This window comes from Cyclobacterium sp. 1_MG-2023, from assembly GCF_030546805.1.
Lineage (GTDB): Bacteria > Bacteroidota > Bacteroidia > Cytophagales > Cyclobacteriaceae > Cyclobacterium.
Window position 1 is genome coordinate 36,661 of sequence record NZ_JAUOPC010000020.1, and the last position, 14,806, is coordinate 51,466.

10 protein-coding genes are annotated in these 14,806 nt (G+C 39.1%); 4 read left to right on the plus strand and 6 right to left on the minus strand.

From position 1 onward, the window contains the following. Nucleotides 1-22 precede the first annotated feature (22 nt). The 3 genes from Q4534_RS22475 to Q4534_RS22485 are packed head-to-tail and all read left to right on the plus strand — an operon-like array spanning nucleotide 23 to nucleotide 5,649. Entirely contained in the window at nucleotides 23-3,547 is a 3,525-nt protein-coding gene (locus tag Q4534_RS22475; RefSeq protein WP_303615408.1) for a TonB-dependent receptor, read from the plus strand. 19 nt (nucleotides 3,548-3,566) lie between these two features. Further along, a complete protein-coding gene (locus tag Q4534_RS22480; protein WP_303615409.1) occupies nucleotides 3,567-5,174 on the plus strand; it encodes a RagB/SusD family nutrient uptake outer membrane protein in 1,608 nt (535 codons plus the stop codon). A 31-nt stretch (nucleotides 5,175-5,205) separates the two neighbouring features. Then, nucleotides 5,206-5,649, plus strand: a complete 444-nt coding sequence (locus tag Q4534_RS22485; protein WP_303615410.1) for a hypothetical protein — start codon at nucleotides 5,206-5,208, stop codon at nucleotides 5,647-5,649. A gap of 2,859 nt (nucleotides 5,650-8,508) precedes the next feature. On the opposite strand, the gene Q4534_RS22490 is transcribed toward Q4534_RS22485, so the two are convergent. The 4 genes from Q4534_RS22490 to Q4534_RS22505 form a co-directional block, all read right to left on the minus strand. After that, nucleotides 8,509-9,648, minus strand: coding sequence for a PKD domain-containing protein (locus Q4534_RS22490; protein WP_303615411.1), 1,140 nt, complete (start codon nucleotides 9,646-9,648; stop codon nucleotides 8,509-8,511). 396 nt (nucleotides 9,649-10,044) lie between these two features. Further along, nucleotides 10,045-10,863: a CPBP family intramembrane glutamic endopeptidase gene (locus tag Q4534_RS22495; protein ID WP_303615412.1), complete on the minus strand. Its 819-nt coding sequence runs from the start codon at nucleotides 10,861-10,863 to the stop codon at nucleotides 10,045-10,047. Further along, on the minus strand, nucleotides 10,860-11,324 hold the full coding sequence (locus tag Q4534_RS22500) for a GNAT family N-acetyltransferase (protein WP_303615413.1): 465 nt from the start codon (nucleotides 11,322-11,324) through the stop codon (nucleotides 10,860-10,862). The genes Q4534_RS22495 and Q4534_RS22500 overlap by 4 nt, the downstream gene beginning before the upstream one ends. Next, nucleotides 11,321-12,445: an FAD-dependent monooxygenase gene (locus tag Q4534_RS22505; protein ID WP_303615414.1), complete on the minus strand. Its 1,125-nt coding sequence runs from the start codon at nucleotides 12,443-12,445 to the stop codon at nucleotides 11,321-11,323. The genes Q4534_RS22500 and Q4534_RS22505 overlap by 4 nt, the downstream gene beginning before the upstream one ends. Nucleotides 12,446-12,499: 54 nt before the next feature. Here Q4534_RS22505 and Q4534_RS22510 point away from each other — a divergent pair, with 54 nt between their 5' ends. After that, the gene (locus tag Q4534_RS22510) at nucleotides 12,500-13,123 is read left to right on the plus strand and encodes a TetR/AcrR family transcriptional regulator (protein ID WP_303615415.1); all 624 of its coding nucleotides are present in this window, start codon (nucleotides 12,500-12,502) and stop codon (nucleotides 13,121-13,123) included. A 307-nt stretch (nucleotides 13,124-13,430) separates the two neighbouring features. Here the strand turns inward: Q4534_RS22510 and Q4534_RS22515 are convergent, their stop codons facing one another. Continuing rightward, nucleotides 13,431-13,910 carry a GNAT family N-acetyltransferase gene (locus tag Q4534_RS22515; RefSeq protein WP_303615416.1) on the minus strand — a complete coding sequence of 160 codons (480 nt, stop codon included), beginning with the start codon at nucleotides 13,908-13,910 and terminating at the stop codon, nucleotides 13,431-13,433. A gap of 201 nt (nucleotides 13,911-14,111) precedes the next feature. Next, complete coding sequence (locus Q4534_RS22520; protein WP_303615417.1) at nucleotides 14,112-14,582, minus strand: MarR family winged helix-turn-helix transcriptional regulator; 471 nt, start codon at nucleotides 14,580-14,582, stop codon at nucleotides 14,112-14,114. Nucleotides 14,583-14,806: the final 224 nt, after the last annotated feature.

Consider the following 14,806-nt stretch of genomic DNA (forward strand, 5'->3'; position numbering starts at 1 on the left):
TAAATAAACCCAATCTAAAACTATGAAATTTTACTTATCTAGGATGCATCGTGTCCTATTAGAAAATCATGGACTTTATCCTATGAATTGTCAATCATTGGCAGTTTCTTTTAAAACGCTTGGAGTCGGCTTTTTAGTATTTCTATTAATGATTACTACTACAGCTACTAAAGCCAGCGATCAATTACCGGATCTTGAGGATGTCGTTGTCAGTATAGAACTCAAAGGTGAATCCCTGTCGAGTGCCTTTAAAAAGATAAACGAAAGCACTCCTTATAAGTTCTCCTATAAGTTGGATCAAATCGAAAAGCATCAAAATCTAACGTTAAATAAGTCAGAGAGAACACTCAAAACTACGCTGGATCTACTTCTGGCAAACACCGATTTACAATATGTGAAAAATGAAAACAATATTGTAATTACCCCAAAGGGAAATCAAGCTCAAAAAGCACAGGCATCCAACTCCACTCCTGCCCTTAGATTTATTACCATAAGCGGAAAGGTCACTACGGAAACTGAACCTGAGGGTATCCCCGGAGTAAATGTAAGGGTTGTCGGCACTCAAAACGGCACTGTCACTGATTTAGAGGGGCGTTATGAAATAGAGGTAGCCGATGGGAATGCGATATTGGACTTTTCATTTATCGGATTCGAATCTGTACAAGAGACAGTAGGCACTAGAACAGTAATCAATGTTACCCTTACAGAAGATATCAGCGGCCTCGATGAAGTGGTGGTGATAGGTTACGGTACGCAAAGGAGAAGTGATCTTACAGGCTCCGTTGCCAGTGTCTCCACAAAGGAGCTCGTAGACAGGCCTGTTGTCAATATTGGACAAGCATTGCAAAACAAGGTCTCAGGCGTTCAGGTAGTTAAACAAGGGGCCGGCTATCCGGGCTCCAATCCTATCATTCGTATCAGAGGTACAAATTCCATTAATTCGAACAGTGATCCACTTTTTGTAGTCGATGGGATTATTGGGGTTAGCAACGCCTTGAGAAACATTAATCCACAGGATATTTTATCAATGGATATTCTGAAAGATGCATCAGCCACTGCTATCTATGGTACCCGTGGAGCAAATGGCGTAATCATCATCACCACCAAACGAGGAGAGGTTGGTGAAGTGAAAGTTAATTATAATGGTTCCGCGACATTGGGAACAATGCAGCGACATAATCATACTGTTACAGCAGACCAATTTTTCTACCTCTATGAGCAGGCGTTTACCAACACTCCTAAGTATGGTACCCTGGATAAATCAAAGGATTTTAGAGGCGGACAGGGCACGGGCGCTTCCTGGTCTGAAATGCCACATTTGTTTGAACAGGTTGCCCAAGGAGAATACTTTATGGACCTGGTTGGGAATGACGGAAATTATTACAAACCCAGATATTATTCAAACTGGGAGGATATCGCTTTTGATAATTCATTTTCACAAGACCATTATATTGATGTGAGTGGTGGAACTGCAGATGCAAAATACTCATTTGGTCTGGGCCATACAGATCAAGATGGCCTTTTGATGGAATCATACTATAGGCGTACAAATGCCCGATTTACAACGGATATCGAATTGAATAAATGGTTGGGCGTAAGCACAAATATTTTGTATTCAAGGGCAAAAAATACGAGAGGTGATGATCAACTTCGTACGGTTTCAGAGACCTGGCCAATCTTGCCAACCAAATATCCGGATGATCCTGAATTTGGTATTTATGCAGGTACATGGAGTACAGGTAGAGATTTTCCGGTTGGAGAAAATTGGAGAAATATTGTGTACACAATGGATCAGAGAGACGGATATTACTTAAACCAACAGTTGACTGGAGGGATAGTACTAAACGCTCAAATTACTGACAACTTAAGTTTTAAGTCTAATTTCGCCATAGACAACAGAAGTGAGGATAGTAGATGGTTTAATGGGGATTTCCAAGGAACGAGGAGTTCAGATGCCAGGGGAAGCAATCGAAGGTGGTTTTACTGGCAAAATGAAAACTATTTTAATTATGATAAAATAATTGACAACCATTCATTTTCCGGTGTAATCGGGCTTTCCTGGCAGGAAACTAAAATGGATTGGTTAGAAGCGCAAGCATCCAATTTTCCATCAAATTTTTATGGCTTCAACAATTTAAGTGCAGGTGCAAATACTCCGTCAGCCCTTTCTTCAAATCAAAGAAGTGCCCTTAACTCCTATTTTGCGCGTGTCAATTATGCTTATGATGGCAAATACATGTTGACCGCAACCGGGCGTATGGATGGATCTTCAAAGTTCGGTCCCAACAATAAATATTCGTTCTTTCCCTCTATTGGATTAGGCTGGACCATTTCCAATGAAGATTTTCTAAAAGATAGCAGGGTAATCTCTAACCTTAAAGTTCGAGGCAGTGCCGGTGAGACAGGTAATCAGGAAATCGGGAGCTTTGTAACCCAAAGGTATATCAACACGACGAATGTGATGTTTGGTGATGGCTTAAGATCAGGATTCTATCCGGGATCTACAGGTAATCCCGACTTAAAATGGGAAACAACTTTTCAGTGGGACGTAGGAATAGACCTTAGCCTGTTCAATGACAGGTTTAATATCGTAGCTGACTATTACCATAAAACAACAAGCGACATGTTGTTTAATCTTCCATTACCAAATTCAAGTGCACCCGGTAGTGCCTTCGTAAACTTAGGAGAAGTAGAAAACAAAGGGATAGAAATCGGATTGGCAACCACCAATATTCAAAGGCAAAATTTCACATGGGCTTCACGTCTTACCTTGTCTGCCAATCGAAATAAGATTTTGAAACTTGGCCCCACAAATGCCGACGTTTTCGTTGATACCGGTGCAGGAAACGCTACATCTGTATATAGAGTTGGCGAGCCAATAGGTTCCTTCTTTGGGCTTAACCGTATGGGTGTATATAGTACCCAAGAAGCTGCTTTGGCTGCGCGCTATGGCAGGGTTCCCGGTGACCTGAAGTTTGAAGATGTAAATCAGGACGGAAAAATCGAGCTGATTTCCGACGGTAATATTATTGGGAATTCCTATCCTAGAGTTTACGGTGGATTTATCAATTCATTCACGTATGGTAATTTTGATGCGAACATTACGATACAATTTGTTGGTGGGGTGGACAAAGCCATTGTGCATGAGTCTGCTGAAGACCGGCAATTTGTGTCAGGTATGGTAAATAGGGTGTTAGACGCCTGGCGTCCGGACCATCAGGAAGGTACGATAGTAGCTCAGGTTAGAGCGGGTAATGCCGGTGCACGTTACGATTCATTTACAGATACCCACGAAATCTATAATGCAGCATTTATCAGAGGCCAAGCAGCTTCGATAGGCTATACATTTTCTGAATTGGCAGGTATTGATAATTTGCGGGTTTATTACTCAATGGAGAACTTCTTCCTGTTAACTGCAATAGAGATGGAAGGGTATGATCCTGAAGGTAGTTCGCTGGATAAAGGGCGATCTAATATTCAGAATATTGACAAATATCAATATCCTAATCCTACAAATTTCATTTTAGGAGTTAATGTTAATTTCTAATCTAAAAAGAGCTAATAATATGAAATACAATAAAAATTATATCGTGATAAGACCCGCAATTTTCTTATTGGTATGCTTTTTTACCCTAAGTAGTTGCGAGGAATTTTTGGAGGAAGTTCCGACTAATCAGCTTACCGCTCAGGCGGATTTGACGGCTAGAGAATTCGGAGAACCTTTAGCAATTGGTGCATACAGAATGCTATCTTCCTGGACCGGTGGTGCCAGAGATTGGGGGAATATTTTGCCCAACACATTGGAATTCCCTACAGGTGGGGCATTTACAAGTGAGCCACATGCCCAATTTGATAAATATGCTACCAACCAAGTTACAGGTAACCTATTAGATAATTTCAATAATCAGTGGTCAAATTGGTATGCCGGGGTTCAGGATGCTAACCTTGCATTGGATTTGCTCCCTTCTGTAGACCTACCTCAAGCCTTAATGGCTCAATATCAAGGAGAAGTTCGTGCCTTACGTGCATTCTATTATTTCAATATCGTTCGGTACTGGGGCGATGCAGTGATGATCACCGCACCACTTGACAATGTAAATGAAGCAGCATTACCTCGAACCAGTCTCAAGCAGATTTACGATGAGGTAATTATCCCTGACCTTGAATTTGCACTAAATGCGGTCCCGGCCGGCAAATCAAGCAACGGACGTATAACACAGGATGTTGTCAGAGCTATATTAGCTGATGTATACCTTACAGTTTCCGGATATCCATACCAAGAGGTAGAGACTGATCCTAGTAAGGATTGGTGCGGAGAAGGATCTTGGGCCATGCAGGAGTATCCTGTGAGCGGTGGCAGTGCGACGGCATTTTTGCAAAAAGCGAAAACCCAGCTTGATGCCCTATACGGCAATTATGTACTGGGCACTTATGATGATTTGCATGATCCGGCCATGAATAATCAGGGTGAGGCCATATTCCAAGTACAGTATTCCACCCAACCCGGTTATAACAATGGTATTTTGCAACCTTCTTTACCATTATTGACTAAAATTTCGAAATCTGATGAGAACGGTTCATTTGTTCCGGCTCAGCATTATTATGATTCCTATGCTGCCAATGATGAACGTGCTATGGAGAGAAGTATGTTTTTTACTTGGGATACCAATATAGATGATGAAAGCGATACCATTCGGTTTCCCCCTCACTTGTATAAATACTATGATGCAGCAGCAGTAAAGTCAGTGAACGGATCCGGGCTGAATTGGTCACATTATAGGTATGCGGATATATTATTAATGCTTACGGAAGTCAACTGGGCATTGGGTGAGAGTCCTGCAGAAATAGAAAAAGGGATAAATGAAGTAAGGCTAAGGGCCGGTTTAGCTCCTCTAAATGGCGCAACAATTACCTTGAAAGAAATACTTAGTGAACGGGCCTGGGAGTTGGTATTTGAAAACAAAATGCTTTGGGATCAGCGCCGTACAAGAAGGTGTATTGTTTATGGCGATAATGAAATCTCAAGCATTGACAACTTCATTGGTCACCAACCAAAAATATTCAACTTTGCTTTTACTCCTCAGCATCTGTTATCTCCAATACCGGGGGATGAAATGAACACCAATGGGGTTATTCAGCAGAATTTTGGGTATTTGCCAACACAAACAAATTGAGGAATTCATTTAATCAAAAAGTTGAATAAATATGAAAACTAAAAATATATTATCGATATCATTCATAGTATCGCTTATACTAATGATGGGTTGTACCGAGCAACCCTATTTTGACATCCCTTATGATGAAAATGGTAATGTGATCTTTACTGATATTTCTGAAGTCACATCAGATGGCGTGACGGCAGCAGATCCTGATTTCACCATTAATGCCATTTTTCCAAATGCAAAACCGGGAGATGTGATGGAAGCAGAGGTATTAAAAAACCAGGTGCCTTCATGGGATCCTGAAGGGGCTTTACAGTTATTGCCTTTAGAGGGATCTTTAAAAGAGGTGACGGTTGGAGACGATTTGACTGCTTCAGTAACCTACACAAAGGAGGAAGCCGGTTTGACTAATGTAGGCGATGCAGTTACCATTGTATTTTCAGGAGATACCGATTCAGGGATCATCTCGATCACGCTTGAACCATAGTTCATTAAATCAATTTATGTTTTAATGAACTGCCTGCCCCCTTTGAATAATAGGGATTATTGTCGAAGACATCTTAATAGCGAATAGATCGTTATGTGAGGAGAAAGGTGATAATAGGAAACCTACCAATGAGATCCTGCCAAAATATGGCAGGATCTCTTTTTTTCATAATGGTCCTGCCCTGAAACGAAGTAACTCAGGGGGAAAAGAAATGAACGTTTAATAACCAATTAATTGTATAATTATAAAAAGCAGTTCTGGGTAATAAAGCATTTCTGTTTCTACTATACCAAGTAATTGATTATGACCATTTTTACTTTTTTGCTATAGGTCAAAAAAGTAAGCAACCTGTCCTGAAGCGGAGCTAGTCAGGGAAAACCCCACCGCTAAGTATCTTTTCGACTAAAATTTAAGGCCTCCCGCACACAGGCAAACTCCTTAGTTTTTGGTGTTATTGTTTCGTTGTTTTTTTAATGATTACTCAACCAAAAACTTCGTCAAACAGTGCCTGTGCCCTTGCCATCACTTCTTAAATTTCTTAACGCCGAAAATCTACAAGGCGGAAATTATTATCGGCATTCCGAGACTTTGCAAAGGCCTCTCGAAGAGAAAGTCGAAGGAATCTCACAATGGCGAGACGGCCGCACCTTTGCCCTGCCCAAAAGGTCCGCAATGACGGAAAGTAATTTCGAGAATTATCATTTTAAATATGCAGAAACCAAGTTGACAAAATTCAATTAAAAAGAGCATTTTTACTTTATTGCTATAGGTCAAAAAAGTAAGCAACCTGTCCTGAAGCGGAGCTAGTCAGGCCTGTCCTGATGCGTAGCAAGTCAGGAGAAAACCCCACCGCTGAGTATCTTTTCGACTAAAATTTAAGGCCTCCCGCACACAGGCAAACTCCTTAGTTTTTGGTATTATTGTTTCGTTGTTTTTTTTAATGATTACTAAACCAAAAACTTCGTCAAACAGTGCCTGTGCCCTTGCCAACCCTGCTTAAATTTCTTAACGCCGAAAATCTACAAGGCGGAAATTGATTAATGATGGGCGATTTTTAACGTACTCGTCAAACTGAGGGCGGGGGGCCGGGCCAAAACTACGAGGCGGGGTTGGGCCTTGCGGGCGGGAGTTTAGTTTTGGCTAGATTTTTCTTTGGTTCGTTTCTTTTCATCAATGGAAAAGAAATGAACGGAAAACCTCTGCTTTCAGGGATAAAATCACTTTAGAAAGACAAACTCACCAGACAGCGCTGAACCAGTGACAGTTCTATTAATTCTTGTACTTTACAATTAGTAAAGATTTGAAATTTCCAAGTGATTATTGTTAAATTACAAACCAGTTTTTACGACACCAAGACATTCACTAAAACAACTGTCACTTTTTTGCTGCAGGCCTGCCCTGATGCGTAGCGGTCAGGGCCCAAAAAGTAAACAACCTGTCCTGATGCGTAGCAAGTCAGGAGAAAACCCCACCGCTGAGTATCTTTTCGACTAAAATTTAAGGCCTCCCGCACACAGGCAAACTCCTTGTTTTTGGTATTATTGTTTCGTTGTTTTTTTAATGATTACTAAACCAAAAACTTCGTCAAACAGTGCCTGTGCCCTTGCCAACCCGGCTTAAATTTATTAACGCCGAAAATCTACAAGGCGGAAATTATTATCGTCATTCCGAGACTTTGCAGAGGCCTAGTGAAGAGAAAGTCGAAGGAATCTCACAATGGCGAGACGGCCGCACCTTAGCCCTGCCCAAAAGGTCCGTAATGACGGAAAGTAATTTCGAGAATTATCATTTTAAATATGCAGAAACCAAGTTGACAGAATTCAATTAAAAAGAGCATTTTTACTTTTTTGCTATAGGTCAAAAAAGTAAGCAACCTGTCCTGAAGCGGAGCTAGTCAGGGAAAACCCCACCGCTGTGTATCTTTTCGACTAAAATTTAAGGCCTCCCGCACACAGGCAAACTCCGGTATTTATGGTTCATTTATTTCCATTGGTTTCCAGGTATTCAATTCCATAATTAATAGGCTAACCATGCCTGTGCCCTTGCCAACCCAGCTTAAATTTCTTAACGCCGAAAATCTACAAGGCGGATTTTAATTTCCTGTAAGACAAGAACTCGATTCAGTTTTATGAAAAATTCCTCATTCCAAGAATTAACAATTATAAGATCAGAAACCAAGTTGACAATATCCAATCCAGCACTCCAACGGAGTGCAATCTTGGTAGCCCCGGGTAAGTCGACGCAGGAGATGCGACCCGGGGTATTATTGAGTTGGGGTTTTAGGGCATTAGCCGACAGTAAGCTCAATAGTGAAATTGGCTTTCCGCTAATGCTAGGGCCCCTCAACCCTGGTTTCAAGCTGTCACCGATAGGCTAAGAAAGGGATTTTAACAGGACGTGACAAAACCATTACGAAATTGATATTAGTGACGGTAGCGAAAAAAATCCCCCTTTGTCCCCCTTTGAAAAAAGGGGGAGTTTGAGCTTTCAGCAATGTAGTGACTTTTGCTGAACGTGGGGTAGAATCTCTTGGAAAATCGCTAGACCTGAAAGAGGGGTTACCACAGCCTTTCCATACGCAACAGCTCCCCGAAAAAAGGTTCGCAATGACGTTCTGGTAGTTTTATACCAACCAATCGATCATTCCAAGAATTAACAATTTAAAAACGCAGAAACCAAGTTGAAAATATCCAATCCAGCACTCCAGCGGAGTGCAATCTTGGTAGCCCCGGGTAAGTCGACGCAGGAGATGCGACCCGGGGTATTATTGAGTTGGGGTTTTAGGGCATTAGCCGACTGTAAGCTCAATAGTGAAATTGGCTTTCCGCTAATGCTAGGGCCCCTTGCTAAAAACAATATTTATCTAATCATTACTTCCCAGTACTTCGTGTGCTTTGATTTACCGGCAGGCCCTTCTACCGTTAAGGTCACCACTTTGTGAATTCCTTTTTCTTTGAATTGATGGATCGGATGTTGTTCATTCGAGTAATTTCCATCCCCAAAATCCCATTCCCATTTCAAAATCTCTCCTTGTGATTCATCTCTGAAGGCTACACGCTTCTTTTCCATATCTATTACTTCAAAAGACCATTCTGCCTTGATCAAATCCCTTAATTCACTTTCTATTGGCATCAATTTAAACTTGCGTAGGAAGCTTGCGTCTTTTACCATCCGTACATCATGGGATAAATTGAAATGCCCTTCTCTTTCCCCTCCGTCAAAATCTAATATCGACCAGGAAAGGCCAATGCTATCGCCCTCAATGAGTTCCGATTCAATGGCCTTTTCAGGACCTTCATAAGGGGCATAATCATAAGGTGTAACCCAAAATTCCAAAACCAGCTTTCCCCCATCCCCAGGTTCAAAATTGTAATCATAAGCATAATTTGATTGAGGGAAATCACCTATCCAATGTTGATTGCCCCAAATCAAAACCCATGCATTATTTACAGGCGGGGTATAGATATGATAATTTTGAGCGTGGACACCACTAAAAGTGAAATGGTTTTCTAAATAGGCCTCCGATTTGCTATCCCACTTCAGCTTATCTTTATTATAATCCGGGTTATAAATAAAAGGTCCACCTGAAAGGTCCCCATCAACCACTATTTCGAAAATATCATTGAGGTATCCCTTATTACTAAACCTCCCAAAATCCCAAAAATCATCAGTAGCTTCATACAAAAAGTACAGCCTGTTTAAACCCTTTACCCAACCTACTTTTACGCTTACATTTAAATCGTCTGTATGATCAATAGCATTTCCCAATCCATCCTCTGTATCTTTCAACATTTCATTGCCATACTCATACGAATTGGGTACTATTTCCCAGTCATCCGATTTTCCATCTATACGGGGCATCTGATTTTTAGGGAACTGAAAGATTTTGAAAGGTTTTTCATTTCCGGAGATCTCATTCGCTGAATCATTTTGCGCCTTCATTGAAGAAGTGCAAAAAACCGCCAAAATTGTAAAAAAATAAGTTTTCAGCTTGCTCATTTAACTAAAATAACCTTTCAAACGTTTAAGAATATAATTAACTCTAATTAATAAATACTTAAATACTTAACCAAGGATTTGCATGCAAATGCCCTATGTTATCAGTCACTTAAGCTATTATATATCAAATTAAGTATTTCGGACAAAGAATCTAGGAGAAAGACCATTTTTTTATGAAAAATTGCAATTGAAGGATTTATCGGTTTGATTCACTAGATGTATATAAAGACTTACAAACCAAGCTGTAATCAGAAAAAACAATGGTGAGCCAACAAAGTCTAAATCAATTCCCTCCCGAAACTTCCAAAATCCGGCTTCTACACCCACATTCTTTAATTACTTATGCAAAAAAGGCAGGTCCGCAATAAACTGAAGCCTTAACCGCACCATAAACACTTAATTGTTGTGGCTAGCTTTTTCTTTTTTTATATAGATTTCTGTGGCCACTATACCTATAATCAACAGAAGAACTTGAAGCCCCACCCCAAAGTGTTCATTGGCTATTATTTCCGTTTCGGAGACATTCGCCGGATAGTCCACATTCCATATAGATTCAATTCCTTCTTGACCACCTATTACAGATTGAACAAAATTGAGGCCGAAGTGTAGCCCTGTAGGAAAAGCTATTCCACCGGACATCACAGCGGTTAGTGCATATGCCAAAGCCCAAATACCGGGTCCTAATAGTGAAATTTTAGGGCTCCACATCATAAGCATGTGGTATACAGCAAATAATAGGGCTAAAATGATTTGGGTGGCCCTAAATCCGAATGCTTTCTTAAGGGTCAATAGCGGGTAAGATCGGAATGCCACTTCCTCCATAAAAGCAAGTGGGACAAATGCTAAAGACCAGAATAAGAAAGGGAATAAGGAAACATCATGGTTTAAAGATAATTCCAATTGGCTGTACCCGATTTGAGAAAACATCATCGCTGCTGCAAGCACTATACCCAAAGAAACGCCAATGACAGACTTAGCAAAGGAACTTTTCTCCCAGTTAAGACCATAGTCTTTAGGCTTTTTCTTCTCCCATTTCAGAAATACAATAACTGTCAGTATTACCCCTATGGTACCCAATAATCCTTGCGCGTATCGCTCATATTCGGCCGGAAAGAAAGGTTTTAGCTGGGACAATATAGCACCAAAAAGTATAAACATGGCTATAAAGCCTATTGACTTTACTAGTGATTTTAGTTTATTGTTTACTATCTTCATTTAGCTGATTGATATTTTAGTACGATTTGATCTATTAGCTGTAGCCCATTTTCTATTATAGGGTGGTCGTAATTTTCCAAAAAGAAATCCTTTCTTAGACAGTGTGGTTTAAACCCATTCTTCTTGTAAAACCTCAAAGCATTCTTGGAGGCATCACCCGTTCCCACAAGTACAATTTTTGTAGGGTAGATTTCCTTGACCTTTTGAATACACCAGCTCCCCACCCCACAATTGCGGTATCCTTTGATAATCGCCAGGTTTTTAATCTCAATAGTGGAAGCGTCTATTTCCTGAATGGCACAGACACCAATGGTCAGTTCATTGTCTGTTACCAGATAAAGATCACATCGGTGAATGTATTTATTAATGGCTTGGATAGATTCATCGGCCAATAGCAAATGCTTATACGGAATGGCTTCATTTACTATCCTTTTACTGAAACGTAATGCTAAAAATTTCATAAACCATCTACAGCATAAAGCATATTCATTTGCTTGTCTACTATTTTTTCCGGTGTTATTTTCATCATAGCTTTTAGCAGCATTTGCCCTGCTCTATTGTGTACCATTCGTCCGAAATTCCAGGAATTATTTACTACATAGTCTACCTTTTTTCTTCTTTGTATTTCAAAGGCTTTGAATGCATCTTGTGGAGAGTCGGCCTCTTTTAAATAGCGACTTATATAGAAGGCGTCTTCTATTCCCTGACAAGCCCCTTGCCCCATATTTGGGGTAGTAGCATGTGCAGCATCACCAAGTAGACATGCGTTTGAATTGTACCAGGTATCCAATCTTTTTAAATCTATCAGCTCGGTCCTATGCATATCTCCTGATGCCTCAATAATTTTGGCTATTATTGGATCAAAGTCTTTAAATAAAGCCGATAAGGAAGGCTTACTAAATTCTTTAGGACAAATTTCTCTATTCAAAACAATGAAAAAGTATACCGAATCGGGTGAAAGCTGAGAGAACCCAAATCTTCGTTTATCCCCCCAAACTTCTTTACCTACTCGTTTTAGATGATTAGGTAAAGTAATATTTACTATTCCTCTACAACAAATTTGTCTGGTTTGTCTAAACTCAGTAGGCAAGCCCATTGCTTTTCTCACTCGTGACTTAATGCCGTCAGCACCCAGGACAATATCTGCTGGAATGGATTTGTTCTTGAATTGCAATTGCACTTTGCCTTCATCATTTTGATGATCAATATAGGGCTCCCCTAATGCTACCATTTGGAGTTGCTCACACTTTTCGTAAAGGATGCGTTGAAGTTTCCCACGGTGAATCGCAATTGTCTGGTTTCCATATTGATCTTCAACAACGGCTTTTCTTATTTTTTTGATGGGTTTAAGGTTAGGATAGGTAATTTCCATTTTATCAAGGGCACAGCCTTTATTCAATACAGCTTCCTTCAGACCAAGCCAATGCAAAATTTGAACAGCATTTGGCTGTAGCCACACACCCGCACCAATCTCATTAAGTGATGCTGCTTGTTCGTAAACTTTTGATGCTACTCCAGATTTATGCAAGGCCAATGCGGTTGTCAAGCCGGTGATTCCTCCTCCAATTATCGATATATCCATTATTTTCGTAATTTTAGGTCAAATTTACTAAATTAGGTCAAGTATACTAATTTTATGAAGACAAAAGAACGAATTCTCATTAAAGCATTGGCATTGTTCAATAAACAAGGCCTTAAAGAGATCACCTTAAGGCAAATAGCAAGTTCACTTGAAATGAGTCAGGGTAATTTGAATTATCACTTTAGAACAAAATCAGAGATTGTATCCCAGTTGTACTTTATGTTGGTAGATAAGATGGATCGTGAAATAAACCAAATAAGCGGCGATAAGCCCATTCTGTCTTTATTATTTAAGAGTGCCAAAGTATCCATGAATATTTTATACCAATACCGGTTTATCACCAGAGATTTGTATCATGTGCTGGGCAATGATGAAGCCTTGAAAAAACATTACCTTCACTTACAGCAAACACGCAAACAACAATACAAATTGCTATTCAAAAACTTAACTCACCAAGGTTTGATGCGAGAGGAAGAGCTGGAAGGTGAATTTGACAGATTGTATGAGCGCATGAATATCTTGGGGGACAATTGGATTAATGCTGCTGAATTTTTCATTAAAGAAGATACCTCAAAAGTAGATTATTACCATGCCTTATTATTTGAGGTGATTTATCCATATCTAACCCAACCAGGAAAAAAGCAGTACCTGCTATTGTTAAATCAGTCAGCAAGCTAGTGCCTGATTGTTTTAATACTAATACCTGAAAGGCACTAGTGCTGTGGCAATAAATGGCTTATTATAACCAAGCTAATTTCCCTGTTGCGAAAAAAAAAGCTACCGGAGCTTACGTCCAAATCCTGACAGCTCCAGATAATAATAAACTAACAGGGTAGTCGATAAAAATCTAAAAAAAGAGGGAAAACCATTCCCCATAGTAATCCTAATTCCCAAACCCCTAAACCGTTCCCTGAGAAAGTTCCCTGAGCTTGTTTAAGGGGTCGATGGGTTCCAGCTATCAGAATGCTTAGTTATTGTAAGCAGATTATAGTGGTTTATACATAATATGAGTATCTACGAAGCCTAATTTAAGGTGTCTAAATCCATTTGGTGTGGTACCAATGATTTTAAACCCATACTTTTCCCACAGTTTAATTGCGGTTTTGTTAGTACTAACAACAATGTTAAATTGAATTGCTTTAAAATTACTTTCTTTTGCAAATTCTAATGAATGTTCACATAGTTGTTTTCCTATACCTTTTCCTTGCGCATTAGGACTTACCATATAGCTGCAATTTGCTATGTGATTTCCTAAACCTATTTGGTTTGGCTTTATTATATAAGTCCCTAAAATTTCATTGTTTTCTTCAAATACAAAGGTGTTCATATAATCCGAAAACCAATGTTTCTGAATATCTTCTTTTGACGTTCCCGGACTAAATACATATGTATCTCCTGTTTTTATCACTTCAGAAAATATTTTCCATACGGCGTTATAATCTTCTCTTGTTGCTTTTCTAATCATTGGATATTTTTTGAATTGTAAATATGATAGGCGTGAATGAAACAGTATAAAATAGCACCTACCACAACTGGAATAGCATTTATAGCAAAACCATAAATAATATACATTAAGCTAGAAATGAAATGCCAGGTTCTTAATTTGATTATGTTTTTATTTGACAAAGCAAATAAAGCGATACCTAAAGCTGAAAAACCGAATAAATTAATCATTATCTAAATGGATTAAAGTTCGTTCTTTATAGTCGGATTTTGAAATAGCAATTTCAATTCTATCCAAATGTTCGAAAATTTCAGTGTTGTTATCTAAAATGTCTACAATAGTTTTTTCACCAGCAGACCAAATCCCTTCTAATTTAGGTAGTTCTTTTTTTGCCTTAGTTGTAAGTTTCAGTAACTGAATTCTACTGTCCTTTTTATCTTTCTCGGCTTTAAGATATTTTTTGGTCTTCATTTTATTGACAATCTTAATAACTCCAGGCTGAGATATTTTCAATTCTTCAGCAATTTCAGTAATTGTAAGGGTATTTTTTTCCTTGAAAAGAAGAAATATTAAATGCCAATTAGGTTCAATTTCAAGGTTTAAGGTTTTATATAAATCCTTTGCTCCATAAAGTAAATTATCACTTATTCTTTTGAGTCTGGCAGTAAAAGTTAAATGGTCGTATTTTTTCATAATTACATAACTGGTTATGCAAATATAGGAATTTCAAATTAAATAGTTAACTGGTTATGTTTTTTTTTTTTTGAAGAATTGCTTAAAACGGAACTAAGCCAAACCAATTTTTATGGCTTAGATTACCAAAAAAATAATTCTCGATCTTGTGGATATAACGGTTTGATTTGTGCCACCCTTTTCGGTCAAACTGTGCCAGGCATTTCGGTTTAAACTGTGCCATT

Coding starts and splice junctions, on each gene's coding strand:
- Q4534_RS22475 (WP_303615408.1), top strand. CDS start 23: ATGAAATTTTACTTATCTAGGATGCATCGTGTCCTATTAGAAAATCAT.
- Q4534_RS22480 (WP_303615409.1), top strand. CDS start 3,567: ATGAAATACAATAAAAATTATATCGTGATAAGACCCGCAATTTTCTTA.
- Q4534_RS22485 (WP_303615410.1), top strand. CDS start 5,206: ATGAAAACTAAAAATATATTATCGATATCATTCATAGTATCGCTTATA.
- Q4534_RS22490 (WP_303615411.1), bottom strand. CDS start 9,648: ATGAGCAAGCTGAAAACTTATTTTTTTACAATTTTGGCGGTTTTTTGC.
- Q4534_RS22495 (WP_303615412.1), bottom strand. CDS start 10,863: ATGAAGATAGTAAACAATAAACTAAAATCACTAGTAAAGTCAATAGGC.
- Q4534_RS22500 (WP_303615413.1), bottom strand. CDS start 11,324: ATGAAATTTTTAGCATTACGTTTCAGTAAAAGGATAGTAAATGAAGCC.
- Q4534_RS22505 (WP_303615414.1), bottom strand. CDS start 12,445: ATGGATATATCGATAATTGGAGGAGGAATCACCGGCTTGACAACCGCA.
- Q4534_RS22510 (WP_303615415.1), top strand. CDS start 12,500: ATGAAGACAAAAGAACGAATTCTCATTAAAGCATTGGCATTGTTCAAT.
- Q4534_RS22515 (WP_303615416.1), bottom strand. CDS start 13,910: ATGATTAGAAAAGCAACAAGAGAAGATTATAACGCCGTATGGAAAATA.
- Q4534_RS22520 (WP_303615417.1), bottom strand. CDS start 14,582: ATGAAAAAATACGACCATTTAACTTTTACTGCCAGACTCAAAAGAATA.